This window comes from Oscillospiraceae bacterium MB08-C2-2, from assembly GCA_035621215.1.
In the GTDB taxonomy this organism is placed as follows: Bacteria; Bacillota; Clostridia; order Oscillospirales; family Ruminococcaceae; genus WRAV01.
Window position 1 is genome coordinate 962859 of the sequence record CP141729.1, and the last position, 25125, is coordinate 987983.

Sequence of the window (25125 nt, forward strand, 5' to 3'; positions counted from 1 at the left end):
CGGCAATAGCTCTTACGCGATTTCTCCTTGATAGGCGGCAGCTCGATTTTCTTTTTCTGTTTTTTCACGGTTATCCTCCAATCATTATAATGACATGGTCTGTTCGTGGTCATCCCTCGCATGACCCTGTGCCTGCTTTTTCTCACGGAGCTTGCGGAGGAGCTTACGGTCGGTTCGCTGGCCGGGCGGTTTCAGCGGCGGGGTGTTGTCTGCAAAAACACGGCTCATGTGATGCAGGAGCCGTGTTCCCGCCAGCAGAACGGAGGGGTCTTTGAAATCATCCATATGGTCGAGGAAAAATTGGGCGTAAATGTTGCCCTGTGCTGCCGAGAGGGTAAACCAGAGGACGGCAGTTTCTTTATCTTGGGGGACATCTTTTCCCATCAGATACAACTTGCCGAGGGTGTACTGCGCATACTGATTTCCCTGTTCTGCGGCAGCCGTCAGAAATTGCAGGGCAGTCTGAATATCCTTTGGCACATCCTCGCCCATGAGGTAAATCTTGCCCAGCCGGTACTGTGCAAACTGATTCCCCTGACCGGCAGACCGTTTTAGGTATTCCAGGCATTTGGGGACATCCTTCAGAACATCCTCCCCCTTGAAGTAGAGGACGCCGAGGGCATATTCAGCAAATTGGTTCTTTCTGTCGGCGGCAAATGTAAGCCAGTGAATGGCGGACTCCACATCCTTCAGTACGCCCTCACCGCCGAGGTACAGCTTGCCGAGCCGGTATGCGGCAAAGTCATTGTCCTGTCCTGCCGACAGAGTATAGAGTCGTATTGCCTCTGCGATATTTTGCGGAACGTGCTGTCCCTTTTCATAGAGCTTGCCAAGAAAATATGCGGCATAGGGATTCTCAGCCTCCACCGCTTTTCTCAGGTAGCCGAGGGCTTTCTCCACATCCTGCGGCGGTGCTTTTTCATCGGAGAGGATGAGTTTGGCAAGCTGGTAGCAGGCAAAGGGGTTTCCCACGGATGCCGCCTTATCAAAGTATTCCTTTGCTCTGGCTTCATCCTTGTCTGTACCTACGCCGTTTAGAAGCATCCAGCCCAAACGGTACTGGAGCTTATCGTCATGGTTCTGTTCCTCCAAGGAAACAAAACCGAGAAAGGCTTCCTTGAAACGGCGGTCAGAGTCCTGCTGATTTTTTACACAGCCGATTCCGTCCCGCAGCATTTTACCAAGTTCAAAACTGGCATAGGGGAAGCTCTGGTCCGCGGAGCGGGTATAGAGGGCAAAAGAAGTTTCATGATCCTGATTCACACCCTTGCCATGGTAATACAGACCGCTGAGAGAATACTGTGCGTACTTATAATTCTCATCTGCGGACAGGGTGAGCCAATCGACCGCTTGCAGATAGTCCTGCTCCGTGCCAAGCCCTGCGGCGTACATTTTTCCTATGCGGTATTCGGTGTATTTCCATGCTTTTTCTTCCTCGGCCCCATGAAAGACAGCAAGAGCCTTTTCGTACCAACGATAGGCTTCATCGGCATCCGCTTCGCAGCCAAGACCATCGGCGGCCATTCTGCCAAGGTCATACAGTGCAAGAGGGTTATCCGCTTCCGCAAGGAAGAGTTCACGGGCTTTTTCAAAGTCCTGCGGGATTCCGGTATCCTCATCACCGTACAAATATTGCTTTGCCTGCTTGTAGCCATCCGTCCACCATGAGCCGGAAGATTCCTTATCGTCAGAGGCTTCATCGCTGGAGGGCTGCCCTCCGGAATCATGTATCGGTTCCTGATTTTCTTCATCCGCCATGTCAGAGAGGGGTATCTCCAGATCGTTGTCCGGCTCCGGCAGGGCGGTTTCCACGGATGCCGGTTCCTCAAAGGTCATGCTCCCTATCAGCAGGGCCTCCTGGATGACCATGTTGCGGATGGGCTTAAAATCATCACAGCGGGAAAGAGGCGGCGGCTCGGATGAGGTTTCTGTGTAGATGGATTCGATTCGGCCCCTGGTTTCCCACCACAGACGGTAGGCTTCCGAGACACGGCTGTCCTGTGCCAGATCATCCACAATTTTGTCCGCGATATTTTTCAGGTCTGGCCCCAGATAGCCGTACTGTTTTTTGCCACCGACCGTTTGCAGTCGCTCGGCAAGAAGTGTGAGGAGCTGCTCCATGCGGTCGCTTTGTAAAACGCCGCCTTTCATCTGACGGATCATCTCCCGCATGGACTCGGCCGCCTGTTTCTTGAGGTCATCCCGCCGCTGTGTCTTTTCTCCGTAAAGTGGTATAAGCTCTTGACGGAAAATCTCATTTGCCAGAGAGGACTTTATTTTTTTAATGCCCTGTTTGGTGAGATAGCCTTCTCCCCGGTGGGTACTGTAGCAGACCATGTGGATGTGGGGATGGTGGGACTCGTTGTGGAAAGCGGCGTACCATTTGAGGTGGTCCGGATGGATTTTTAGATTCTCCGCAATCTCCATAGCCTTTTCGGAAAGCAGAGCCTTCCATGCAGGCGCGTTGTCATATCCCATCTGTGCGGCATCCTCACGGCGCAGGGAGATAATCGGAGTCCACACATTTCCGGTGTGGCCGGCTACTTCATCAGCGACCTGTAATAAAACCAGAGGCTCGTCACCCGCTGTAAATAAGCCGTGGCTGTCAAACTTTTCGACACGGGGACGGTTTGCAATGTAGTCCAGATATTTCTCCCGGTCGCTGATTTTATCAAGATGCTGTTCCAATGCAATGGTGATAAATTCAGAGGCGTTTCCCCGGTTGGGATTTTCGAGGTAATCCTCATATTCAAACAGTTCCTTGGCATCGGGAAACTCCCGGAGTATCTGTGCAATCAAATCTTTTTGTTTTTTGGTGGAGTGCCAGAGCTTATGACCGCTATCCATTTTTTCTACGCCGTTGCGGGTGGCGATGTATTTGACGAGGTTACTTAAATGGGCGGCAGTCTTTTCCCCGCCTTTGAGGTAGGGGCACTTGAGAATGATGCGGGCCATTATTCTTCCGCCTCAGGGCTGCTCTGGAAATCCACCGCATCGTCCAGACGGATTTTTCCTCTGGTCCGTTTTACCTCGGCAACGCACCGACCGCGGAGCCGGTGCAGTTCCTCATCGGTAATATCCAGCGTAGTTGCCAGCAGATGCATCATCATGCTGATTTCCACTGAAAGCCGAAACAGATTGTTTGCCACCCGGTTCTCGGTCTTTTGCAATGTGCCCTGGATGGATGCAAGCAAAGCCTTGGAGAGATAGGAGGAGATGTCCTCCGTCCCAAGGTAGCCCATGTAAAAGCTGAGAGCCTTTTCAATAAACTCGCTGCGGCTCTTGCAGTTATCCTTTGGCAGCCAGCCGTCCAGCCGTTCAATGGTTTCGGGATACAGCCAGACCGCCGTCCGTTCCTTATTATTTTTCATGTGAAATCCGACCTTTCTTGGGTGTCCACCTATGAGATGACCGTGCAAATTCCTTTGTTTCCTTACGTTTTCGTAGATTCCGACCACCTTGGTTGTGACAAAGCCGCAATCCGACCACCTCATGTGGAAGTGCGAAAAACGCCCAGCACTGCTGGGCGAAGTGGTTGGCGGGAGGGCGCTTGCGACCACCCGCCTTTATCCTGCTCTCTTTTCGACCATGGGGAGCTGCCGGATTCGGGGCCTGGTGCGCTTTTCTAAACGCCTTGCACAAAGCCCTCACGTTGCCGTTTGAGCTGGGAGAGGTGCGTGGATGCCACCCCCGCGGTCAAAACGGCACACAGGGGCGAACAAGGGGCAACGCTGGGGGAACGGTGTGTTATCCCATGGACGGCATTTGGGTGAGGCTTTGCTCCTGCATAAGCGCATCACAATACTCTGGCAGGGAGATTCCATTTTCCTGCCGGCAATACGCATCCATCTTGGCGTAAAGCATCGCCTTTTCCGCATCGTTGATGGGATAGCTGCGTGTTTCCTCGCCGCCATCGCCCCGGTGCAGTTCGATGTCCAGCGTATCGCAGACCTGCCGGGGCTCCATGTCAAAGTTGGCGTATACATTGAGCCAATCATCGTTCCCCGTCGTTTGCACGTTGGTTCCGAATACCGCGTCCACATCAAAATCTGTGTTGATATAAAAGTTGAGCCGCCCGTCCATTTCCATGATTTCATCGGAGAAAGAGATGTCTTTTTCTTCGAGCCGGGTGGCTGTTGTCAGTTCCTGACCATGCATCTGTGCCGGAGGATTTCCGCTCATCGGCTTACCTCCCGCGGCTCGTTGACCGCTGCGGCCGTGCTTTTTTCTCTCTGCTTTTTGGGGGAGGCTGTGGTGGAAGATTCGTCATCTGCTCCTTCGTCAATGTATTCCCGGACGGTAGTGGGGACATATTTCTCATAGAGCTTTTGCAAGGAATCGCAAAGCTCCTGCGTGAGATCGGCATCCTTTTTCCCCATATAGCGCTTGACGGCACGGAGTTTTTCTCCGTCCATTTGTATGGTGATGCTTTCTTTTTTCATATTAGTGCCCTCCTTAATACTCAAAACCGATAAAGGTGATACCGGGCTGAAGCTCCGGCTCCTGTCCAGTAAATTCGGGGATTTCCTCAAAAAGCTGGCTGTATTCAGCCACCTTACTCTTGCTGAGAGAGGTGAAATTTCCGTCGCGGGTAGTGTCGCAGACAAAAAAAGGACCGCAGATAATATCTGCGCCCAGCCTTCTGTTGGGCGGCATTCCGTTCAATTTGCCTTCCTCATTGCAGACAGCAACGCAGCCATTTGGAAAGCTGATGCATTCAATCCAGCCGCCCACCTCCGCCTGCAGGCTGGCAAGGTCATTTTGGATTTCCTTGACGTGGGGTGCTTGCCCCGGCTCAATCTTTAAGATACGAAGCATATTTTCACTCATAAAATCATCCCTTCTTTCTATTTTTACGGCAGATAGTTTCTTGGATTCTGCTTCACACCGTTCACCCGCACCTCGAAGTGCAGATGGTTTCCGGTGCTTCGCCCGGTGGAGCCCACCTTGGCAACGGTTTCGCCGGATTTTACGGTCTGCCCCTCCCGGACGAGAATCACAGAGCAGTGCCCGTATAAGGTGACCAGCCCGCCGCCGTGTTCAATGGTCAGATAATAGCCGTAGCCGGTGCTGCCATAGACCACGGTTTTCACTGTCCCCGCTTTGGCTGAACGGATGGAGGTGCCTTTCGATGCGCCGAGGTCAATGCCGGAATGTCCCGCCTGCTGCCCGGTGATGGGGTCCGTCCTGCCGCCGAACTCGGAGGTCACCATGGAGCGCCAGCTCTTTCCCAGCGGGGAAATAAAGCCGGAGCCGGAGGTTTCCGGTGCTTCGGCATAGGGCCTTGCGTACAGAACCTGCTTGCCGGAGTCAAACAAATCCCGGTAGACAACCTCCCCTCTGGAAGAGGACGCATCCACCACCTTGCTGTCCCCGGCGTAGATGCCAACGTGGGTAATGTTCATGAAGCGGCCGTTTGGTTTGTGGCTCCAGAACACCAAGTCACCTGGAGCGAGGCTGGATTTCGCAATGGTCAGCCCTTTGTCCACGCAGTATTTTCCCTGCGCCGCAGCCGTGCCGGGGAGATTGACACCCAACTTTTTATACACCCACTGCACAAGATAGCTGCAGTCGGTGTAGCTGCCCTGTCCGCGCAGCTCCTGCGAATAGGGGTCGCCGAGGCGGGAAAGCCCCAGCCGGACAGCTTCAGCCCCCGCTTCTCCGACAGGCAAAGCTGAGTAGAAGCCGTCTATCTGATCCGGCATCCAGTCCTGCCACGAATCGGAACCATCCCCCTCCATGGGTGCGCCGGTGCCGTACCGGGCGCGGTAATAAATTTCATTGGCGTTGGCCTGATCCTCATAGGTAATGGCTCTGCCGAACAGTGTACGGATGTTGTTGTAGACAGTGGGCAGAGAATCAATAGGGACGGCCACGGTATAGGTTTCCTCCGAGGTGGCGCCGTCCTCGTTTTCCACGGTTCGGGTGCGTTCCTCATAGGTCATGAAGCAGTCCACATATTCCCGATGCTCCAGTCGAGAGGGGGATTCAGCGCCGAAAAACAGAGAATAAAAAATAGCCTTGACCCGGTAATCATCAAGGCTATCGCCGCCCTCCATCTCTGCGTTCACTGTCGCAATGGCACCGTCTATGAGAGTGAAGCTCTGCCGCATATCCCCGATGTACTCTTTATACTCTGCGGGCATGCTTACCGGAATCACACCGCCATGGAAGCACAGCTCCACAGCGGTGTTGTTGTGATTGGTAGTGCCGGAAAGCAACGAGCAGACCAGCACGATGATTAGAATGAGCGGCGACAGAACGGCGGCAATGATCCAACCGATGGTCTTTCGGGTGCGCTCATCCGAGAGCGCGGCAGCGGCGGCTTTGGCAACCGCTGTGATGGTTGCGGGATCTGCCATGCTGTCACCACCATTTCATTTCGCTAAACCCGAACAGACACTGTTGTTCCGGCTCCGGCTCGCTTTCCATAAGCTGCTCGGTATAGTCCACCGCCTGCTCCAGAACAGCAGTGTCAAACCCGGCGGTTTTGTAGCCCTCACGGATGGTATTGTAATAATAGTCGGAAGGGTAGCCGAGCCGATGCCCCGGCGTCATCACATAGACCATGGCTGAAACAGTCCGGTCGTCCAGAGGCAGCTCCATAGACTGTTTCTCATAAAAGCTGGGATAGCCCTCGTAAACATCCAGCGCCTGCTCATCTTTCGGTGTAATATTCCATAGCAGCACAGGAACGGAAGAGCCCTCGCAAGGCTCGATGGTAGCCACCGCGCCGTGCCTGCCGCCCCGAAACACAAGGGCATAATCCTTGATTTCGGATGCGCCCACCACCTTGGCGGAGGGGCATCGGTGCGCCATCTGCGGCAGATTGAGGTTGCTGCCGTAGGCAATATAGTATCGTGCGTTTTTCATACGTTCTCCTTTACATTGACATAGTAAAAGCGGAGGACTGCTCATCCTCCGCTTCCAATATAGGTTCCGGCACAGCTTCTTCAGGCGCTATCTGTGACTGCTCCGCTTCACGCTTTTGCCGCAGCCGTTCTTTTTGCCGCTGTGCCTGCGCAGGGTCTTTCCACGCAATGCAGCCCTCCAAGTGATCCAGCAGATGCTTTCGGGCGGTTTTGAATTCATCCCCGATCATGCCGAGGCGCAGAAGCCAGACACGAAAAGTGTATTTTTCGTTGCTGGACTGGGTCTTGGTGGGGCTTGCCGACCGCTGGTTGAGCGCCTGCGCTGTCATGGCAAGGCAGAACTGGATATACGCCTTGATTTTCCCGGCGTGCAAATCTCCGTTGAATGCCCGGAACTCCACCGTGCCCTTTTGAAACACACTATGCAGATTCAGGCAGTGATAGCGGCTGTGGTGATAATGCTCCCGGCTGCCGTCGCCGCCGTTGTACCAGAGGCTTTTCAGCCGGTCGAGGGTGGTGGGCTTCTGCCGGTTGAGCCGCTCTAAAAAAGCGGGGTCAATCTTCTGGCAGTAGTGGCTTTCCCGCCCACGCGAAACCTTCAGCGCCTTGTAAATCATATCCTCCTTGGCCGCCATAATGTTGACCAGATTGCGAAGGTGCGGTGCGTCAAAGGGCGCGGCGTTGATGTGAATATGAATGCCGCAGGAGGAATTCACAAACGCCCCGGCGTCCCGGAGCTTGCGGATCAGCTCCTGCACCGTTTCGATATCTCTGTACTGGCAGATGGGACTGACCAGCTCCACGCTGTAGTTCCGGTCGGCGCTGACCTTCCTGCGCCCCTCTTTCCGTTGGCAATCAAGGCTGCCGTCGCTCATGACCTTCCATTTGCGGCCGGTGGAATCCCTTGCGAAATAGGCATCATAAAAGCTGCCCTCATACTCTCTGGTGGTGCCGAAATACCCGGCAATCACATCAGCAGCGCGGCTTCGTGTAAGCCCGGTCATTTCAATTTCGATTCCAAAATCCTGAGCCTGTAGCTCCATTTACTCACCGCCTTACCACATCCGGTGCTGGAGAGTCAGGTCTTTTTCCTGAGACAGCCCGGCAAGCTCCGCCGCGGAATTGATGAAGCCGCACAGCCGTTCCCTGCGCCATGTATCGATCAGGTATCGTCCACATTCCTCGTTGAGCGCATTAATCTTCAGCACCGTATCACGCACACACTCAGAGACGGCAGCGGGATCACCCTCTGCGGACATGAGGTCGTCAATGTATTCATCCAGAATATTGCCCATGAGGGACACATCCTCCGGGGTATAGTGGTAGCTCCCGGCGTAGGGGTTGGGGTATTCCTTGCCGTCCATGCAGCACCGGAGCAGCTCCAAAATGACGGGTCGTTCGTCACAGTCCGCTTTCTGGTATTTCTCCATAAAGGCTAAAAGATCCGCTTCCCGGTTGGGGGTATAGCGGATGAAGGACAGCATATCTTCAAGGAGCCCCGCTTTGTTTTCTTTCTGATGTTGAAGTCTGTTCACAATTTTTCTCCCTTCTTTGTTATCTGCCGCCCGCCGTTCCGAACAATTTTTCCTTATACGCCGGAGCATGGACCGCAAGGTTATACCGCTCAATGCCGCATTTATAGAGACACACACCACGCTGGGGAAAGCGGATGAGGTTGTATTCCGATTCCTCCAGCTGGAGGGAATCGATATAGAACCGCTTGTCGATGTTGCCTGCGTTAAACAGAAAAGCGTGAGTTGGGATGGAAAACAGCGGTTTAGTTAGTTCCCGGATATGCTCAATGTTGAAATCCTCCAAGTTCTGCGATGCGAGAATCACCGCCGACTCCTTTTTGCGCACACGCTTCATGAAATTGCGGATATATTCGATAGCCGTCAGGTTTGTGAGGAACAGATAAAGTTCATCAATGGAGGCGGCGGTGTTGCCCTCGGTCAGTAGCTTGTCGCTCATGAAGGACAGCACATTAAACAGCAGGGCGTTTTTGACGTTCCGGCTTGCTTGCAAAAGCCCCTTGACGCCGAACACAATAAAGCGATCTGAGGTCACGTTGGTGTGGCCGTTGAAGAACTGACTTTCCGCGCCCATGCACATGGAGTGAAGCCCCAGCAGGATTTCCTGTAGGAGTTCCGGCGGGTAGAGCTGGTATTTGGTCTTGTCATAGCCCTTGTACTCGGCTTCAATCAGGGCATACAGATCGGACAGAATGGGATAGTCCGTGGCTGCCAGCTTTCTGAAATCGGTGCGGTCGCTGATGCCGAATTGTTCGTACAGCTTGCCCAGCATGATTTCAATGACGTCAATGTGGCGGTCCGAAAAATCCTTGTAGCACCGGAAGAAATCCTTGAGAAAGCTGATGTGCTGACTGAGCTTGGTGGACTGCCGGAACGCCTGGGGCGCGTCGGTATCCTCCGGGCTGCCACCTTCGTCCCACGTTTTCGGCTCCAGCGGGTTGATGCGGTACCGGCCTGACATAAGGTCAATGAAACAGCCGCCGAGGTTTTCAGCCAGCTCCACATATTCGTGCTCGGGGTCCAGACACAGAACCGATTTGCCCGATTCGAGGATATTGCAGAGGATGAGCTTTAACAGATAGCTCTTGCCTTGACCGGAGTTGCCGAGTATCAGGACATTGGCGTTTGTTTTGTCATCGTCGCGCTTGTCAAAATCCGCGATGATATTGGAGCCGAACTTGTCCCTGCCGAGGTAAAAGCCGCGGGGATCGGTCTTGCCACTGTAATTGAAGGGATAGAGGTTTGCCACTGAGCTTGCCGGAAGCACCCTTTCAAACTGGCTGCCGAACACATTCCGGCTGGCCGGACCGACAGATAGAAAGCCCTCCCGCTGCCTGAGAATGAGCCGGTCCACGTTGAGCTTACTTCGCACCAGCTCGGTGAGGACATCGGTCTGGAGGAGCTTCAGCCCATCGGAATCGTGGGCGGTCAGCTCAAGAAAAACAGCGCAGTGCAGGAGCGGTTCCCGATTCCGGTGCATGGAGGACACCAGCGTGACCACATCCTGCAGATTGCTTTCGGCGGTGACGGTCTGCTGGAGATCGTTGGTACTGCTCTTATCCATGCGGTTTTTGTTGGCGGCGTTGTGGATGATCTTCTTTTCCTCGGCCGCCGTTACCTGACAGGTGTAGATACGCAGGGTCACACCGTCCTTTTCCCCAAGGTGACGCAGGATGGCCTGTTCCTCGGTGGCGGTAGGATATTCCCGCAGCACCCACACACAGCGGTAGGTGTTACCGCAGAGGAAGTGGTCGGTGTTGAATTTGATGATGCCCGGAGCGATCATGTCAAGGAAATCCTTGATTTTCACATCCTCCTGCGGCGGAGATGGTAGGGTTCTTTTTCTTGCCATCGGCGTTTCTTCCTTTCTAATTTTGATTTTGGGTATAGGAAAAGCCGCCACGAAGTGTGACGGCTTGCAGTAAAATGGTTCACTTTAATAAAGAAATGAGGTACAATAAGATACATGACTCGTTAAAAAGGAGATTAAATGCATGACAAAAATCATTGATAAAAACATGCTATCCTTACGCCCAATTAAGAAAGAGGATTTTTCTGTTATTGAAGAGTGGCTCAACAAGGATTATATAAAAAAGTGGTATGGCGAACCGGAAGAATGGTTGTCGGAAATCCGAAATGACAGTGGTGACTTCGGCTGGCTCAATCATTACATCGTTCTCTATCAGGATATGCCTATTGGATTTTGCCAGTATTATGACTGTTCCAAAACACCGCCGGGCTTTGAATGGGACTCTGAACCCAAGGGAACTTTTTGCATTGATTATCTAATTGGGCAAGAGTTTTTTCTAAAGAAAGGGCTGGGCAGTGTAATCGTCCAACAATTATGCAGCCTGATTTTCAAACAGGAAAACCCCGTACAGATTATAGCCGATCCGGTTCCAGAAAACATTGACTCTATAAAGCTACTTGAACGAAACGGCTTTACGTTAGACCCTACTTCCGGTTTATATAAAATGAAAATCAAATAACCAAGGCGGCAACAATATGGCAAAAACGAGCAATGTCGCCTCCTAAAACGGATCACTCAATATTGTAGGAGGCTAATAGCAATGTTGCCCCTTGCCATCCAATGTCATCATGCGGTTTGCGACGGTTATCATGTTGGAAAATTTGTAGAAGCCTTGCGCAGCATGGCGGCAAATCCTAAACAATGGCTCTAACAGAAAGGCGCGGCTATGAAAAATTTATATCTAATAGGCGGAACGATGGGAGTTGGCAAAACCGCTACCTGCCAAATTCTAAAACAAAAACTGAATAATAGCGCGTTTCTCGATGGGGATTGGTGCTGGGATATGCATCCCTTTCAGGTGACAGAGGAAACAAAGCGGATGGTCATCCAGAACATCTGCTTCCTTCTGAACAATTTTATTCGATGCTCCGCTTATGAAAACATCATATTCTGTTGGGTTATGCATCAGCAGGCGATCATTGACGATATCCTTTCACAGCTGGATACGGTCAACTGTACGGTGCATTCTATTTCGCTGATTTGCAGTGAACAAGCTCTGCGAACCCGATTGGAGAAAGATGTTGCTTCCGGTATCCGTGCGGAAGATGTGGTCAAACGGAGCATTGAAAGAATCCCGCTCTATGAAAAACTGAACACCTGCAAGGTGGATGTGTCCGACATCACTCCAGAACAAGCAACAGAATTAATTCTGCAACACTGCTAAATAAAGTAAGGGAAGCCGAGAATCAACTCTTGGCTTCCCTTTTTACCTGCTCACTCATTCAAAATAACCCATCGCTCTCCATCGTAATCCTCATACACCTCGGTTGTCACATTCTGCTCATAATAGACACCCAGCAGGCGCTTGATGTCCGATTCACCCGCCTTGCGCACCGTGAAGCCCTGATCTTTGAGGCTCTTTTCGATGCGGGAAAGATAGGGCTGAACATCGCTTTCCTTTTCATTTTTTAGCCGTATGATGATTAAAAATTCCCTTGCCGTCGCCATCTGCACCTGCATACGGTCAAGGGCAGTCTGATCCTGTGCCAGCAGCTTTCGAATGACGGGGTTCTGTTCGGCATCCATTCTGGCTTTCAGGTAGCTTTTGTTGTCCTCAAAGTTCTCCCGACTGTTCAGGCACAGCATTTCGATATCCGAGATGCCCTTGAGCACATTCATGAGGGCATAAATCCTTGCCCCAATGCTGGCATCGGACAGAACACTGATGTTGGTGGGCTTGATCATAAAAAACACCAGCTCGCCGTGAGGTGTTGCGAGGCTGTGGCTGGTGATGCCCTCAATGCCCATGAGCTGGCGGGTAGAGGCTTTTTCTCTGGCTTCCTGTTTCTTTTTTCTGTTCATATTCACGCCCTCCATTCATAGGTCTGCTGCTTTCCAAAGAAGAAAGCGGCAGCGTAGCGGATAAAGTCAAGGATGCTCACATCCTCAAAGCGGATGGATAAAAAGGCATAGACCGCCGTCAGAACAATGGGCGGCAGCCAGCCCAGCCGAGAGAGTGCGAAGACGGAAATTAAAAGACCGACACCGATAATGCCGATGTCCCGTAGCTCCCACAGCCACAAGGTCGCCTTTGAACGCAGATTGTCGGGGTATAGATACATTGGTTATTCCTCCTGTTCCTCATAGATTTTTTGCAAAAAATAGGCGATACCTCGGAGGACAAAGTCCACGCAGGGTATCGCCACGCTGTTGCCGAGTGCCTTGTATCTGGCGCTGTCCGATGCTCCCGGTATCAGCGTCCAGCCATCGGGAAAGCCTTGGAGCCGCTCACATTCCAGAGGTGTCAGTCTGCGGATGAGGTTGCGCCTTTCCACGATGCATTTGTTCTGGCTGACATACTGGCTGCCAATGCCTTTCTCATCCCCGCGGCAAAGTGCTCCCACCACCTCTTGATAAGGCTCGCATACTGCATGGCGGTCGCTGGTCGTAATGGTGTAGCTGATGTCCGGCTGACAGCCGAGTCCGTTGCCGCCGTTTTCCGGCTCCCGGTCAATGGTGTTGCCCGCAATGCAGATGGTTTCCTGCAAAATAGCAATGCCGCCTTGGTTCTTGCTGGGGTCGGGGCTTCCGGTATCAATGGTTCTTGCAACGTCTGTTTCCCTGCATCCCGAATAAGGGTTTGCCGATTTCATACTGTTGGACTCCTTCGAATCAAGGGAGAATGCAACGGGAGTTCCCACCAACGGGACATTATTGCCGCCGGTTCCCATACGGGCCGACATGGTGGGTGCTACCGCATGGGGACCGCTGTAGCGGCTGTCAATTCCGTGATTTTCGAACACCAGCGGCTGATGCCCATGCTCCTGCGCCCGGAGTGTGCCCGTAATATCCTCGGTGCAGTGCATCTGGCTGCCGCCCTGATCGTTGAGGCAAAGCACCGATGGAGCTGTACCTGTTTTAATGGTAGGAGAACATTCTGCCTGATAGCCGATTCCTCTGGCTTCGGCACTGGCGTTGCCGCAGAAGCCTGCGGTCAGTACACAGGGATAGCCCTGTCCGGCCTGCCCACCGCCGCCGGTGATGGCGGTGTGAACCTCCGGCATAAGAAAGCAGTCGCCGTCACCCTTACTGACAACCCCTGCCGCAAACAGCAGCCCAGCCGGATTTCTTCCGCCACCGCCATCTGCTCCCGCAAGAGTCGGAGCCATACCCTCCGGCGTAAACACACGGCTTTGTTGGGTATCCCATCCGTTCAGACAGTTTGGCTGGGACACAAGGGGCGGGTGACCTCCCATACCCGCACGGAGCGTGGAAGTCACTTCCTCCGTGATATCCATCCGATTACCGCCCTGATCATTTAAGCAGATCAGCGGCTCTGCAACAAAAGTCTGCTGCTTCATGCCAGGCTGAGCCTGTATCGCCCCTGCAACATCGTGCAAATCCCGCACTTCATCCCGCTGATTGGCGGCAAAGGCTATCGCTGTTTTTTCTTCTGTTTGGATATATCCGTGTCCGCCGCCCTCGCCGCTATAGAGGGCGGGCCATGTGCCTGTTTCTTCAAAAATCCGGCGGCTCTGCACATCCCATGGGGTCAGGCAAGCCCCGCCTGCAGCATCAGCGCTTCCCTCAGCTGGGGCGGCAGTTCTTTGCCGCGGGCCTCCGCTCTCCGGAGTATCCCCAAACAGGCCGTCTTGCTTAAATAATATTTCGGGTGCGGTTGTGCCTCCAAAATCTGCGACAAGGAAGATGCGACGGCGGCGCTGGGCGACTCCCCAGAATTGAGCATCCATGACACGCCAAGCAAGGCTGAATTCATCTCCCAATAGGGCAGCCCCAGCAGATTCCCAGCGCCCGGACTCAGGTCGAGGCACATCACAGGCACTGTACTTAATGCGGATGATCTCCTCGATGACCGCCCGGAAGTCCTCGCCGTCTGCGCTGGAGAATGCTCCGGGGACATTTTCCCAAACGAGGTATCGAGGTCGAACAAGGTGAGCTGGTACGTTTCGCTGCTCATCGGCTTTTCTCATCTCCTTTGTGATTCGTGTCTGCTCCATAAACAGGCCGGAGCGCGCCCCAGCCAATCCAGCTCTCTGGCCAGCTACGCTAAGGTCCTGGCACGGGCTACCGCCGCAAATAACATCCACAGGTGGCAGCTTTGCTCCGTTCAGCTTCGTAATATCCCCGACATGGAGCATTTCAGGGAATCGGATTTTCGTTACTTCGATGGGAAAGGCTTCGATTTCACTGGCCCATACGGGAGCGATGCCGTTGCGGACAGCCGCTAATGGGAAGCCCCCGATCCCATCGAAGAGGCTCCCCATGGTCATCATCAGGCCATCCTCATCGCCTGCTGGGGAGCTTCGGCCGGTGCGGTGTCTTTGGCTCTGCCGATGGCAAAGCCGTTTTCCTGTTCCATCACCCGGCGAACCGGGATGCCGAGCCTGCCCGCTTCCTCGATTTCAAGACGCATCCCATAGGAGATGCGGTCGCCATAGCACCACAGCTCGTCACAGCGTGGCAGCATGGCAAGCCCCATATCCAGACCGAGCTGACGCTCCTGCGGATTGGAATCATCAAGGAGCTGTGGGTAGAGCAAATGGGGCGCAAAAAAAGCGTGCCCCTCGCTCATCACATGGCGGCACGCTCTCTTGGCAAACTTGGTATTTCTCTCAATGTCCCCGGCATAGGGGGACGCCACATAGATTAGTTTCATAGGCTTTTTCCTTTCCTGTTATTTCGGTGCCACTGCCTGCACCACGGTTTTTGTGGTGTTGACAGCGGCCTGCGCCGTATACACCGCCGACATCAGATTTGCCTTGGTGCTGGTGTCCAGCCCAAAAGCTCCGGCAATTCTCGGCACTTCTCCTGCGGACAGCATCAGACCAAGCCCCAGCAGGGCGTGGGTTCGCAGCACCATAAGCCCCGCGGCGAGGATGGTTGCCTGCAAAAATGTGGTCAGGCACAGACCGATGATCTGCTTGCACCACTGGGTAAAGCCATCAATATAGCCGCGGGGAACGGAGAACATATACAGGCTGCCCACAGCGATCTGGATCAGCAAAATGCCGCCACGTTTCAGGTTGGCAAAGAACACTTTAATGACCGCATAGCCCATCATGATAATCATAAAGAGCATAAGGATGGGGCTGGTAATGACAGACAGCCCTCCGAATACACCGGAGCCCATGGCGCCGCCGATGTCCGCTGAGCTGCCAAGCTCGGAAATGATGTTTCCCGCAAGGTCGCCAAAGCTGCTTCCATAGCCGGTGATGCCCGCCGTGAGGCTGCTCTGGAGATTGACCGAGAGCTTGAACAGCTCCACCGGTACGATGGTAAAAAGGGACACCGCCATAAAGCCCTTGATGGCATTTAAGGCGGTGTCCTTTACGCTGCCCCGGCCGTGCTGGTATTCGATGCCGGTTTCAAACGCCGACACCACCAGCCCGGTTCCGTACAGTGCCCAAGCCAGATAGGAAAAAAACAGGACGATGGACTGCACCCAGCTCATCTCGAACAGCTCCACGCCCATGTTTCCCATCTGTGCAAAGAAGTCGGCCAAAAAGCCGACCACCTGTCCGTAGAGCCATTCGATAATCTGATCCATGACGGTTCCAAGGACAAAGTCCCATATAAACATTGGATTTTCACCCCCTTTCTGTGAACATAAAAAAGGCACACCATGCAATAAAATACGGTGTGCCTACGTATCTGTTTGAACGGATTTTCGGGCAGGGCGCGAAGATTTAGAAAATTTCAAAAACGACTTGACAACCCGCTCGTTCAGAGCTTCAATACCACACAACGGTGGCCGCCGAAATAAGGAAAAGGAGGTCAATTGCGTGGCAGATTACAAAAAAATGTATGATTCGCTGTTCAACGATGTGACGGATGCCATTTCGCTGCTTCAGCGAGCGCAGCAAAAGACGGAGGAGCTTTTCATCTCCGGCGATGACGGCGTTATTGTGGAGCTCAAAAGAGATTCAGAGCCCGACGACGAAGATAGATAGCAAGGCCTGTTTGCAAATATCAAGGAGAGCGGTTCTGCCGCCCTCCTTGTTTTGCTGCTGCAAATACCTTCTCTCTGTTTGGAACTGTGTGTAAAAACAGCTCTGCCCTCTACATCACCAAAATCGTCCAGTCAATGCTTGCATATATCTGGTGGAAAGATGCTGATAAATATGCTATTCTTTTATATATAATGATTTGTACTGTAACACAGATGTCCTAAATCATGAACAGTAAGGGGGTGTACCATGGATACTGCGTTAACATTAAGAGTTGCTTGTGAAGAAGGTAAGTGCTTGGAGAATGACCAAATCTCCAGCCTGCTAAGTCAATCGGCATTGGTTAGAAAGCTCACAACAGATTTTGTGGATCATCCCCTATTTGCTGTTTTTCGGATTATGGGTCTAAGCGAAATCCCGTATATGGAAAGATTACCTTACACGCAAAAAATGGTTGACTATATTAACCGGAACATTGCGACAGCGCAAGGATTTTCATGCTTAGGCAGAATGGAAGAAATTGTACCTTGCTATAACGCCATGCTGCTGGAAGCCTATTGCAGACTTGGGCTCGCTAACAGCAAAGAAGCACAGGCGGCTTTAAGCTGGATTGAACAATATCAGCTTTTTGAACGTAACCAAACTACTTCATGGCCTCATAAAGGCGTATGCAAGCATGGTGGCTGCCTTGGAAAAACACCATGTTATATTGGTATCAGTAAAACTGTTCGTGCGCTCACCACCTATTCAGAGTTTGTGAAGCATGAAAACTGGAACGTGGAAAAGCTCTTGGTACAAGGGACAGGCTATATGCTTCGTCATAAAATGTTTCAGAGATTATCGGATGGCAAGCCCATCAGCGCTCATATTACAGATATCATGTTTCCGCAAAGTTACGCACTCTCACTTACAGACTTAACTTATATTGTTGGGAAAAGACAGTTGATGACAAGTGAAGATAGTTCGGAGTTGTTACACCTCCTTCAGGAGAAACAAATAGCGGAAAACCAGTGGAAGATCGACTATCTATACAGCTATAAAGGGTATGTCGGCTTTGAAAGTAAGCGCAAAGCATCGGAATGGGTTTCGGCATTGTTTCCAATATGGCTATCTAAATCATAGTAAGCATAGCAGTAGGCCGATTTTGTTACATACCAAGTATCGTCCAGTCAATACTTGCATAAAGACGGTGAACGGATTTTAATTTTCATAGCACCGACTTCCTTCCTATTGTCTACATTTAATTGATTGAAACTTCTATTTTGCTATGATAATCTTATTTATTATATTTACCGAGTAAAGCTTTTTTGGAATAGCAGTGAGGAAAAAACAGCCGCGAAGGGGTGTAGTTATATTTACTTGATTTGGATTTGGCGATAAATGCAATTAAAATTTTACTTTGAAAATGAGGGGAAACGATTTGATTACCCAAAATGACAAGCAATTCAATATGTTTCCCTCACATATAGGGCTAAGAAAATATATTCTATATTACAATATCGTATTTCCAGAAAATGATACGTTCATGGCACAATATACGCTTATGCCTAACGCTTGCGGAACATTGTCGCTTGCCTTTGATGGAACCGCTGTAATTGCTGAACTATGGGGGGCATCCCTAACACCTGTTTTGTTAGGGATGGAACCAAACAATTACCATGTCCTGTTGCTTATCCAGCTTTCACCCTATGGTTTGTATCAGATCACACATCAAAGCCAAGCGGAGTTTGCTGGCAAACGTCTTTCGCTTGTAGACATCGACAACGAGCTTTTCCATTCACTATACCAAGCCTTTATAATGTCAAAAACCACAATAGAGTTAGTAAATACTTGTGAAAAAATATTATATAGGCGCATGGAAAATCCTCTTATTTCCGACGCTTTGTTATTAGCTACCACAGTAATTTCTGATAGTTGCGGACAAGTACAAGTGAAAGAAGTCGCCCGACAATGCGGTTATAGTGAGCGACAGCTAAACCGCTTGTTTCTTACACAAATCGGAATTAATATTAAAAACTATGCTCGTTTAACCCGCTTTAACTACGTGTTAAAACACATTCAAACGTCGCCTTGCTTTTTTGCGGCATTGTCACAACAAGCTGGCTATTTCGACCAAGCCCATTTTGATAAGGATTTCAAGGCTATCAGTGGTGTTTCACCTCAAGACTATCTGAAAACAATGTCGGATTTTTACTATGACGGAATGGAGATATACGATACAATATCCTCAAAGGAGGATTGAAAAATGAAATATCAAGGTTGTCTTTTGGCGGTTAAGAATATAGCCGCATCCAAACAATTTTATGAAAAGGTACTTCATCAAAATGTGGTCATGGATATTGGTGTACATGTAACTTTTGAGAGCTTTTCGCTGCAACAAGGATATGCTGAACTCGTTGGCTTGGCAGATGATAGTGTGAAAGAGCAGTCACACAACTTTCAAGTTTATTTTGAAGTAGAAGATTTAGACAAAGTATATGCCGAAATGAAAAGCATATCCGACTTGCAATGGGTACATGAAATAAAGGAATATCCGTGGGGGCAGCGTGACATTCGGGTATATGACCCGGACAAGCATATTGTGGAGATTGCAGAGGATATGAATACCGTTATCAAACGCTTTTTGAAACAGGGAATGCCGGTTGAGGAAGTTGCCAAGCGCACTATGTTTCCCCTCGAAGTCGTGAAGCAATATTCGTTGTGCTTTGATAAATGACAAATATCGGCTTTGGTAAATCAAAGCCGATATTTTACTCTAAGCGAAGGAGGGTGTCTATGAATTGGGAGCCGTGGACAGGTTGTTACAAAATAAGTGATGGCTGCACAAATTGTTATTTTTACGGGCCACACGCGAAACGCTATGGTCAAAACACCATACAAAAAACAGATAAATTTGATTGGCCTATACGGAAAACTGCAAAAGGCGAATACAACATTAAAGGAAACAAAATTCTTGCGACCTGTTTTGCAACTGACTTTTTTCTTCCCGAAGCAGATGAATGGCGTAAAGAAGTTTGGTCTATTATCAAGGAAAGAACGGACATAGATTTTTTGATTTTAACAAAACGAATTGACCGTTTCCTCATATCGCTTCCATCAGATTGGGGTGCAGGATATGACAATGTGAATATTGGGTGTACTGTTGAAAATCAAAGATTAGCAGACGAAAGGCTTCCACTCTTTTTATCCTATCCGATAAAGCGGCGGTTTATTGCTTGTGCCCCACTTTTAGAAAGGATAGATTTAACGCCATATCTTCATGGCATAGACCATGTGACTGTCGGCGGTGAAACAGGGCGAGAAGCCCGTGTGTGTGATTATGATTGGGTACTTAATATTCGTGAACAATGCGTAAAAGCAAATGTAACATTTTGGTTTAAAAATACAGGTTCACTTTTTAAATGTGATGGCGTAGTGGAAAAAATAAATCCATTTAAGCAGACCAGTATAGCGAAAGATTTTGATATAAATATTTTAGATGGGAAAAGATTGTTTTGATCAAACTCAATGGTGTAAAGCATTATTGCCTATTTTACTTCATGAGTGTTCTGAACGAACCAAATGGGCAAACTCTTTGTTGGTGACTAAGTTCACCTACACAATCAAATCTGGCTTACCACGAAATTGAGCCGCTGCACCTCTACTCTGATGCAACGGCTCCTTTTTCATTATAAACCCAAAATCGTCCAGATATAGGTCGGCGCCGTCAGAGTGAACACCAAGCAAGCGAACAGAATTGCTGGCGCCGCCCACTCAAACTGTCCGTGCTTTCGATGTGGGCTAAGTGCCCAGCGCCTTACCATATTCCTATGGCAGGTTTCCGAACACTCGCCCCCGAACCGTGCTTGCACCTCTCGATGCACACGGCTCTCCACTTGTTAATTCAGTTTTCCAGAGTGTAACTTTTCGTGACAGTCTAAGCAGAGCGCCAGCGTCTTGCGGTTTCTCGCAATCATAAAGCGCTCCCAATAGCTTTTACCTTTCAGGTCTTTGAGCTTCCTGACATGGTGAATTTCAATCTCACAGTCAGTTTTGCCGCACAGCTCGCATTGCCCTGCGGACAGCCTTGCCATCAAGCTTGTTTTACTGGAATACATCACAGTTTGAGGGATAACGTCTACAACGGCATTTTTCTGCAAAGGCTTTCTTGCGAAACCCTCATTGTAAAACAGTCGTGTTTTTGTCTTTCCTTTTTTATCAGTGAAGCGTACTCCAAAGTTCTTGCCGATACGCAGTTTCCCAATCATTCTGCGCATGGTTGTGCGATATTTGGTCGCAAAGGTTTTGAACATACTGTACTGCATGATATAGCCAAAAGAGCTGGCATGAGCGGCGTTATTGGCAATACGGTAGTAATTGCGGAAGCCCCTGATTTCACTGTTGTACTGGTCAAGGATTTCGAGGTCATCGTTATCCTTGAGATAGTACCGGGCTTTCGCTTTCCAGTTGTCTTTGCCATAGACCGTTTTTTCAATGGTCATAGCACTGTATTCCAATAGCTTTTTACGCATAAGCTCCGTTGGCATTTCCAAACAGACAGTGCCGTTCAGGTGGCGGCAGAGCCGCCCTGTCTTATCCTTTTTGGTAGCGGCAGAACGCCGTACATAAATGTCATACCCCAAAAACCTTGCTCTTTTTTCGGAATGGGTTATCAGCGTTTTTTCATCTGACAGCTCTAAGATCAGCGTGTCAGCAACAAAAGCCTTTACCTGTTCCTTTATTGCGATTGCGTCCTCTTTACTGCCAATAACGCCGATAAGAAAATCATCAGCATAACGGACATATTGAAGCCGCTTAAAGCTGGTATCAAACGGGTCGGAATAAGGAATCGTCAGCTTTTTACGGTCAATCTCACGAATTTTCTCTGTGAGCACCTGCTTTTCTTCCTCTGAATTGGTGTTGCGCAATTTCTTGGCAAGAACCCCACGTTTTTTCTCCAGCTCATAGGTTTCAGGATAGACAGCACGGACAGCTCCCTTATCAAACCGCTTTTTCAGTTCCTCCATATACCTGTCCAATTTATCCAGATAGATGTTGGCAAGAATGGGACTGATGATACCGCCCTGCGGCGTACCGCTGTAGGTGTTATGGTACTGCCAATCCTCTAAATATCCAGCCTTTAGAAACTTGCGGATAAGACGCAGAAACTTTTCATCTTTGATACGTTCCGCTAATATCCCAATCATGACTTCATGATTGATATTGTCAAAGAAGCCTTTAATATCTCCCTCAACAAACCACTTCACGCCAGTAAAACAGACCTGTGCTTGACTAAGTGCCGTATGGCAGCTATGTTTTGGGCGAAAGCCATGCGAGGTTTTCGCAAAACCGCCCTCATATACTGCTTCCAGCAGGAGCCGCACACATTCCTGTACCAGCTTATCGTCAAAAGAAGGGATTCCCAACGGACGCATTTTTCCGTTTTTCTTTGGGATATAGGTTCTTCTTGATGGTTGTGGCTGATAGCTCTCGTCCTTTAGGCTCGCAATCATGCCATCAATGCGATTCAGGCTCATTGCGTCGATGGTTTTTCCATCGGTGCCTTTTGTCATATTCCCTTGGCTGGCATAGATATTCTGATAAGCCAGCAAAAACAGCTCACGGTTATACAGATTGCGGTAGAGCCGTTCAAAGGTATACGACCTGTCACTACTGTGGTTCTGTAAACTGCTTAACATATTGATTGGATTTCTCATGGTGTATCACACACCTTCCTTTCTCTATTGTTAAGATAACAAGCTGCCGCCCTTCGCCATGTATGCGGCGTTACCGCACTCGGACTACTACGGCGGCTCCGTTGCCATGCCGAATATTCAGCGTCATCTTTCTTGGCAAAGCCTTGAAATTTATCACCACAAAGGCATTACGCATAGCCGGATTTCCGGCATTTCGGGTTAGGCAATCCCCGTTTAGCAATGTAATAATAGCGTAGATGATTGTCGGATAGCGTTTCCGTCCTTTTCTCCATACGGAGTTGAGCCACACAGAAGCTCACCCACATATACTCGACTAATGCATTGTGGCTGTGCGGTATGGCGATAGCTGTCTTTCGCCAAAGTTCCTACATAAACCTCTCGGACTGCGCTTCAGGCAGTATGGCTTTTATCCTCATATCATCTGTTTCATCTTCCCATTCAGTCGTGGGCTGACAACTGCCCAACTCATGGGTTTACCGGTGTGCTATTTTCCCCTATGAGGTTTCCCTCTCAGGTAAGCCGGTTGATGACGGGCAAATGAGCTTTTACCCGCTGGATTGCCAAGTCCAGAATTATTACATCGCCGTTACGGGCGCACAGTCGAAGTACGCCATCCCTAATTTTGCAAAGAAAAACACCGCCAGAATGAGGTCAATTGCGGGAAACACCACCTTGTTGACCACCGTCTTAATCTGCCCGGAGGCATCATTCCATGTGCCCTCAATAGCTCCCGCAACATCGCCATTTGCCGCAAAAGCGGTTGTGCTAAAGAGCATGGTCACCATGAGGACGAGGATAAGCATAAGAGCAATTTTCTTATACCTTTTCATAAAAACCACCTTTCTAAAAATCAAGAAAAGGCCGCAGAATTGCTCCTGCGACCTTGTTCTTTTTCTGTTTTTATAGTTTCATTGTCATATCCATGCTCGGAGTCTGTTCCTCCAAAAGCGGGGACAGTTCAATCACCTGGGGGTTCTGATAAAATTTCAGGTCACTGCGGAAGCCTTTCTTCAATAAGCTGAATTCTTCAGCCTCCGCAAGTGTTTCAGGAGGACAGCCGGGTGGCATCTCCTGATTCCATCTCACCCATTCCCCATTTTGATGCCGCTGCTCCAGCTTTAGGATGATGTAATCCTCCGGTACAAAAGCGGGATACCTCTGTAAAAATCCCTGCGTATCAACGTAGGGATGACCTTCTTTCATGACGGTCATTTCCATAAGCCGCAGGGTGTCCGCAAGGGAAGTGCAGAACCAGCACTCACGATCCCCGAATCGCCGGATGCGGCCATCCTGCAAAATTGCATCCAGCCGGTCCTTTTGCGTGTAGTGGTACAGGCTGCCTTTTGGCGCCTCAATTCGTTCATATGCCATTTTATCACCCCCGCTACGGCTTTTTAGGAGCGACATGCCAGTCCTGCCACAAGTTGCCCCGTATGGTCAGGCTGTCTGTAAGGTTGGCGGACAGCATTCCATCCGGCGTCCATCCATCAATGAGCCAGGCGTTGACGGTATAGGCTCCGTCCGGCATCCAAATCGGGCTGAAATGAGTTCGGTTTTTGTAGGTGGAGTAAGGGTTTTGCTGAAACTCAAACCGTCCCGATCCCATGCGCTCCAAGAGCCGCCAATAGGTTTCATAGGAAAATTCGGGGAAATAGCTGACCGCATTCTGTGGCTGGGTAACCGCCGAGCTTTGGTTGGAGCTGATACTTCCGGTGACGGTCTGGTTGATGCCATATCCCGATTTCATCGTTCTTCCGCTGGCAGTCGGATTCATGCTGTCGCATTTGATGCTCATGGCGGCGGTCATGCTGGCGCTGTAACGGTCCAGGTCAAACTCCCACCATCCGTGATCGCACCAATATCCGTTATCGTTTCCTTCATCGTCATAATCACTGTGCCATACCCAATACGCCTGCCACCACGGACGCCAGACACTCCAGCTTGCCGAGTTTTTAATCGCTCTGCTTGGGACAGCGGCGGCACGGAAGCTGTCGTTTCGGTCATCGGCAACAGGGTTGGGCGGAGGGTTCTTGTCAAGGTCAAGGATTTTGACGTTGAGGGTCGTCTTGGCGGTGCTGCCGGAGCCGGACACCGTCACCTGAATTGTCATATTCTGTTCGGTGTCGGGGGTTTTCCACTGAACCCATGCAAGCTGGCTATCGCCTGCGGGATAGTAGACATTGCCCACGCTGTAGGTTTGCCCGCCGATATTAAAGCTGACACGGGTGGGCCTGTCGGGATCGGACTGACCTCCGCTGATCCTCACCGCTGTGATGACATTGGTGCTTACCCGGTACTCATAATCGTAGGCGTCAATCTGAGGTTGCTCCGGTTTCTCCGTAAAACGGACAATGCCAAGTCCAAGGCTGGATTTGATATCCGCATTGGATGCGGCGCTGTTCTTGCTGCCTCCCCATGCGGGATAGCCGAGGTCGCCTACCTCCAAAAACATAGCGAGGGGCAGATTCTTGTGTGTAAGAGACACCATTCTTCTGCGGAGCAGACCGCTAACCTGTTCATCATACAGGGCGGCTTCGGTAGCGGTGGTGGCAATCATAACCCCCTCAAATTTGTAGTAGGCAATGGGCTCCAAGAGGATTTTATACTCACCGCCGATGAGAACATCGTAATTCATACCTGTTACATCTGCAATGCGTTTGATGACATATTCCGAACAGAAATACTTCTTGATGGCGGCAATATTGTTGCTTCCGTTGGTACTGATAATGCGGGGTATGGTTTGAGCTGGATTGATATAATGGTACACACTTGTGGTAGGGCTTAATTGCTGACCAGAGCTATAGGACAGTTTGCTCACCTTTCCAAAATGAACACGAATATTGTCCGGTTTCTTATTTGTAAAATCTACCGGCGTGGTGACCGCTGCGTGATCACTTGCCCGAACCACAGTAATGCGCGCACCCTCGTTACCGCCGCTCCATGTGTTGGTGCTGGTTCCGCTGCCCATGCCTCCACCGCCGCCATCAATATTTCCGTTGCCGCCGGTATCAGCGAATGCGGTTAGGGGGCAGAATAGGCAAAGCACCAGCATAAGACTGGCTATGCTCTTGAATAATTTCTTCATTG

At 50.4% G+C, this 25125-nt stretch carries 26 protein-coding genes and 2 pseudogenes; 8 read left to right on the forward strand and 20 right to left on the reverse strand.

Annotated elements, in window-relative coordinates:
- Positions 1 to 84: 84 nt before the first annotated feature.
- The 10 genes from mobP3 to U6B65_04290 form a co-directional block, all read right to left on the reverse strand.
- Positions 85 to 2955 (reverse strand): MobP3 family relaxase, encoded by a 2871-nt coding sequence (mobP3, locus tag U6B65_04245; protein ID WRS28350.1) that lies wholly within the window; start codon positions 2953 to 2955, stop codon positions 85 to 87.
- Positions 2955 to 3371 (reverse strand): hypothetical protein, encoded by a 417-nt coding sequence (locus U6B65_04250; protein WRS28351.1) that lies wholly within the window; start codon positions 3369 to 3371, stop codon positions 2955 to 2957. The genes mobP3 and U6B65_04250 overlap by 1 nt, the downstream gene beginning before the upstream one ends.
- 376 nt (positions 3372 to 3747) lie before the next feature.
- Positions 3748 to 4182 carry a hypothetical protein gene (locus tag U6B65_04255; protein ID WRS28352.1) on the reverse strand — a complete coding sequence of 145 codons (435 nt, stop codon included), beginning with the start codon at positions 4180 to 4182 and terminating at the stop codon, positions 3748 to 3750.
- Entirely contained in the window at positions 4179 to 4442 is a 264-nt protein-coding gene (locus tag U6B65_04260) for a DUF6103 family protein (protein WRS28353.1), read from the reverse strand. Before U6B65_04260 ends, U6B65_04255 begins: the two co-directional genes overlap by 4 nt.
- Positions 4443 to 4455: 13 nt before the next feature.
- Positions 4456 to 4830, reverse strand: coding sequence for a DUF3846 domain-containing protein (locus U6B65_04265; GenBank protein WRS28354.1), 375 nt, complete (start codon positions 4828 to 4830; stop codon positions 4456 to 4458).
- Positions 4831 to 4853: 23 nt separating this feature from the next.
- Complete coding sequence (locus U6B65_04270; GenBank protein ID WRS28355.1) at positions 4854 to 6362, reverse strand: peptidoglycan DD-metalloendopeptidase family protein; 1509 nt, start codon at positions 6360 to 6362, stop codon at positions 4854 to 4856.
- 4 nt (positions 6363 to 6366) lie between these two features.
- Positions 6367 to 6873: a gamma-glutamylcyclotransferase family protein gene (locus tag U6B65_04275; GenBank protein WRS28356.1), complete on the reverse strand. Its 507-nt coding sequence runs from the start codon at positions 6871 to 6873 to the stop codon at positions 6367 to 6369.
- Between the two features lie 10 nt (positions 6874 to 6883).
- A complete protein-coding gene (locus U6B65_04280) occupies positions 6884 to 7915 on the reverse strand; it encodes an amidoligase family protein (GenBank protein ID WRS28357.1) in 1032 nt (343 codons plus the stop codon).
- A 12-nt stretch (positions 7916 to 7927) separates the two neighbouring features.
- Complete coding sequence (locus U6B65_04285) at positions 7928 to 8407, reverse strand: hypothetical protein (GenBank protein WRS28358.1); 480 nt, start codon at positions 8405 to 8407, stop codon at positions 7928 to 7930.
- 19 nt (positions 8408 to 8426) lie between these two features.
- Complete coding sequence (locus U6B65_04290) at positions 8427 to 10256, reverse strand: DUF87 domain-containing protein (protein ID WRS28359.1); 1830 nt, start codon at positions 10254 to 10256, stop codon at positions 8427 to 8429.
- 142 nt (positions 10257 to 10398) lie between these two features.
- Between U6B65_04290 and U6B65_04295 the strand changes: the two genes are divergently transcribed.
- The 3 genes from U6B65_04295 (at position 10399) to U6B65_04305 (ending at position 11598) form a co-directional block, all read left to right on the forward strand.
- A complete protein-coding gene (locus U6B65_04295) occupies positions 10399 to 10893 on the forward strand; it encodes a GNAT family N-acetyltransferase (GenBank protein ID WRS28360.1) in 495 nt (164 codons plus the stop codon).
- A gap of 81 nt (positions 10894 to 10974) precedes the next feature.
- Complete coding sequence (locus U6B65_04300; GenBank protein ID WRS28361.1) at positions 10975 to 11085, forward strand: CatA-like O-acetyltransferase; 111 nt, start codon at positions 10975 to 10977, stop codon at positions 11083 to 11085.
- A 15-nt stretch (positions 11086 to 11100) separates the two neighbouring features.
- Positions 11101 to 11598: an AAA family ATPase gene (locus U6B65_04305; protein ID WRS28362.1), complete on the forward strand. Its 498-nt coding sequence runs from the start codon at positions 11101 to 11103 to the stop codon at positions 11596 to 11598.
- 50 nt (positions 11599 to 11648) lie between these two features.
- On the opposite strand, the gene U6B65_04310 is transcribed toward U6B65_04305, so the two are convergent.
- Genes U6B65_04310 through U6B65_04330 form a run of 5 tightly spaced genes read right to left on the reverse strand, consistent with a single transcriptional unit; the run spans position 11649 to position 15975 of the window.
- The gene (locus U6B65_04310; GenBank protein ID WRS28363.1) at positions 11649 to 12236 is read right to left on the reverse strand and encodes a hypothetical protein; all 588 of its coding nucleotides are present in this window, start codon (positions 12234 to 12236) and stop codon (positions 11649 to 11651) included.
- A 2-nt stretch (positions 12237 to 12238) separates the two neighbouring features.
- Positions 12239 to 12496, reverse strand: coding sequence for a hypothetical protein (locus U6B65_04315; GenBank protein ID WRS28364.1), 258 nt, complete (start codon positions 12494 to 12496; stop codon positions 12239 to 12241).
- A gap of 3 nt (positions 12497 to 12499) precedes the next feature.
- Entirely contained in the window at positions 12500 to 14668 is a 2169-nt protein-coding gene (locus U6B65_04320; GenBank protein WRS28365.1) for a DNA cytosine methyltransferase, read from the reverse strand.
- Complete coding sequence (locus U6B65_04325; protein ID WRS28366.1) at positions 14668 to 15051, reverse strand: DUF4406 domain-containing protein; 384 nt, start codon at positions 15049 to 15051, stop codon at positions 14668 to 14670. The genes U6B65_04320 and U6B65_04325 overlap by 1 nt, the downstream gene beginning before the upstream one ends.
- An 18-nt stretch (positions 15052 to 15069) precedes the next feature.
- Positions 15070 to 15975 (reverse strand): conjugal transfer protein TrbL family protein, encoded by a 906-nt coding sequence (locus tag U6B65_04330; GenBank protein ID WRS28367.1) that lies wholly within the window; start codon positions 15973 to 15975, stop codon positions 15070 to 15072.
- A gap of 202 nt (positions 15976 to 16177) precedes the next feature.
- Here U6B65_04330 and U6B65_04335 point away from each other — a divergent pair, with 202 nt between their 5' ends.
- The 5 genes from U6B65_04335 to U6B65_04355 all read left to right on the forward strand — a co-directional run bounded on the left by U6B65_04335 (position 16178) and on the right by U6B65_04355 (position 19840).
- Positions 16178 to 16345 carry a hypothetical protein gene (locus U6B65_04335; GenBank protein ID WRS28368.1) on the forward strand — a complete coding sequence of 56 codons (168 nt, stop codon included), beginning with the start codon at positions 16178 to 16180 and terminating at the stop codon, positions 16343 to 16345.
- A 246-nt stretch (positions 16346 to 16591) separates the two neighbouring features.
- Positions 16592 to 17464 carry a hypothetical protein gene (locus tag U6B65_04340; protein WRS28369.1) on the forward strand — a complete coding sequence of 291 codons (873 nt, stop codon included), beginning with the start codon at positions 16592 to 16594 and terminating at the stop codon, positions 17462 to 17464.
- Positions 17465 to 17762: 298 nt separating this feature from the next.
- The gene (locus tag U6B65_04345; protein WRS28370.1) at positions 17763 to 18584 is read left to right on the forward strand and encodes a helix-turn-helix transcriptional regulator; all 822 of its coding nucleotides are present in this window, start codon (positions 17763 to 17765) and stop codon (positions 18582 to 18584) included.
- A gap of 3 nt (positions 18585 to 18587) precedes the next feature.
- Positions 18588 to 19058, forward strand: a complete 471-nt coding sequence (locus U6B65_04350; protein ID WRS28371.1) for a VOC family protein — start codon at positions 18588 to 18590, stop codon at positions 19056 to 19058.
- A gap of 59 nt (positions 19059 to 19117) precedes the next feature.
- Entirely contained in the window at positions 19118 to 19840 is a 723-nt protein-coding gene (locus tag U6B65_04355) for a DUF5131 family protein (protein WRS28372.1), read from the forward strand.
- A 170-nt stretch (positions 19841 to 20010) separates the two neighbouring features.
- Here U6B65_04355 and U6B65_04360 read toward each other — a convergent pair.
- The 5 genes and pseudogenes from U6B65_04360 to U6B65_04380 all read right to left on the reverse strand — a co-directional run bounded on the left by U6B65_04360 (position 20011) and on the right by U6B65_04380 (position 25123).
- Positions 20011 to 20118, reverse strand: a pseudogene (locus U6B65_04360) (DUF3852 family protein).
- A gap of 102 nt (positions 20119 to 20220) precedes the next feature.
- Positions 20221 to 22038, reverse strand: coding sequence for a reverse transcriptase domain-containing protein (locus U6B65_04365; protein WRS28373.1), 1818 nt, complete (start codon positions 22036 to 22038; stop codon positions 20221 to 20223).
- A 599-nt stretch (positions 22039 to 22637) separates the two neighbouring features.
- Positions 22638 to 22868: pseudogene (locus U6B65_04370) on the reverse strand (DUF3852 family protein).
- Positions 22869 to 22938: 70 nt separating this feature from the next.
- Complete coding sequence (locus tag U6B65_04375; protein ID WRS28374.1) at positions 22939 to 23409, reverse strand: hypothetical protein; 471 nt, start codon at positions 23407 to 23409, stop codon at positions 22939 to 22941.
- A 13-nt stretch (positions 23410 to 23422) separates the two neighbouring features.
- On the reverse strand, positions 23423 to 25123 hold the full coding sequence (locus U6B65_04380; GenBank protein WRS28375.1) for a hypothetical protein: 1701 nt from the start codon (positions 25121 to 25123) through the stop codon (positions 23423 to 23425).
- Positions 25124 to 25125 lie beyond the last annotated feature (2 nt).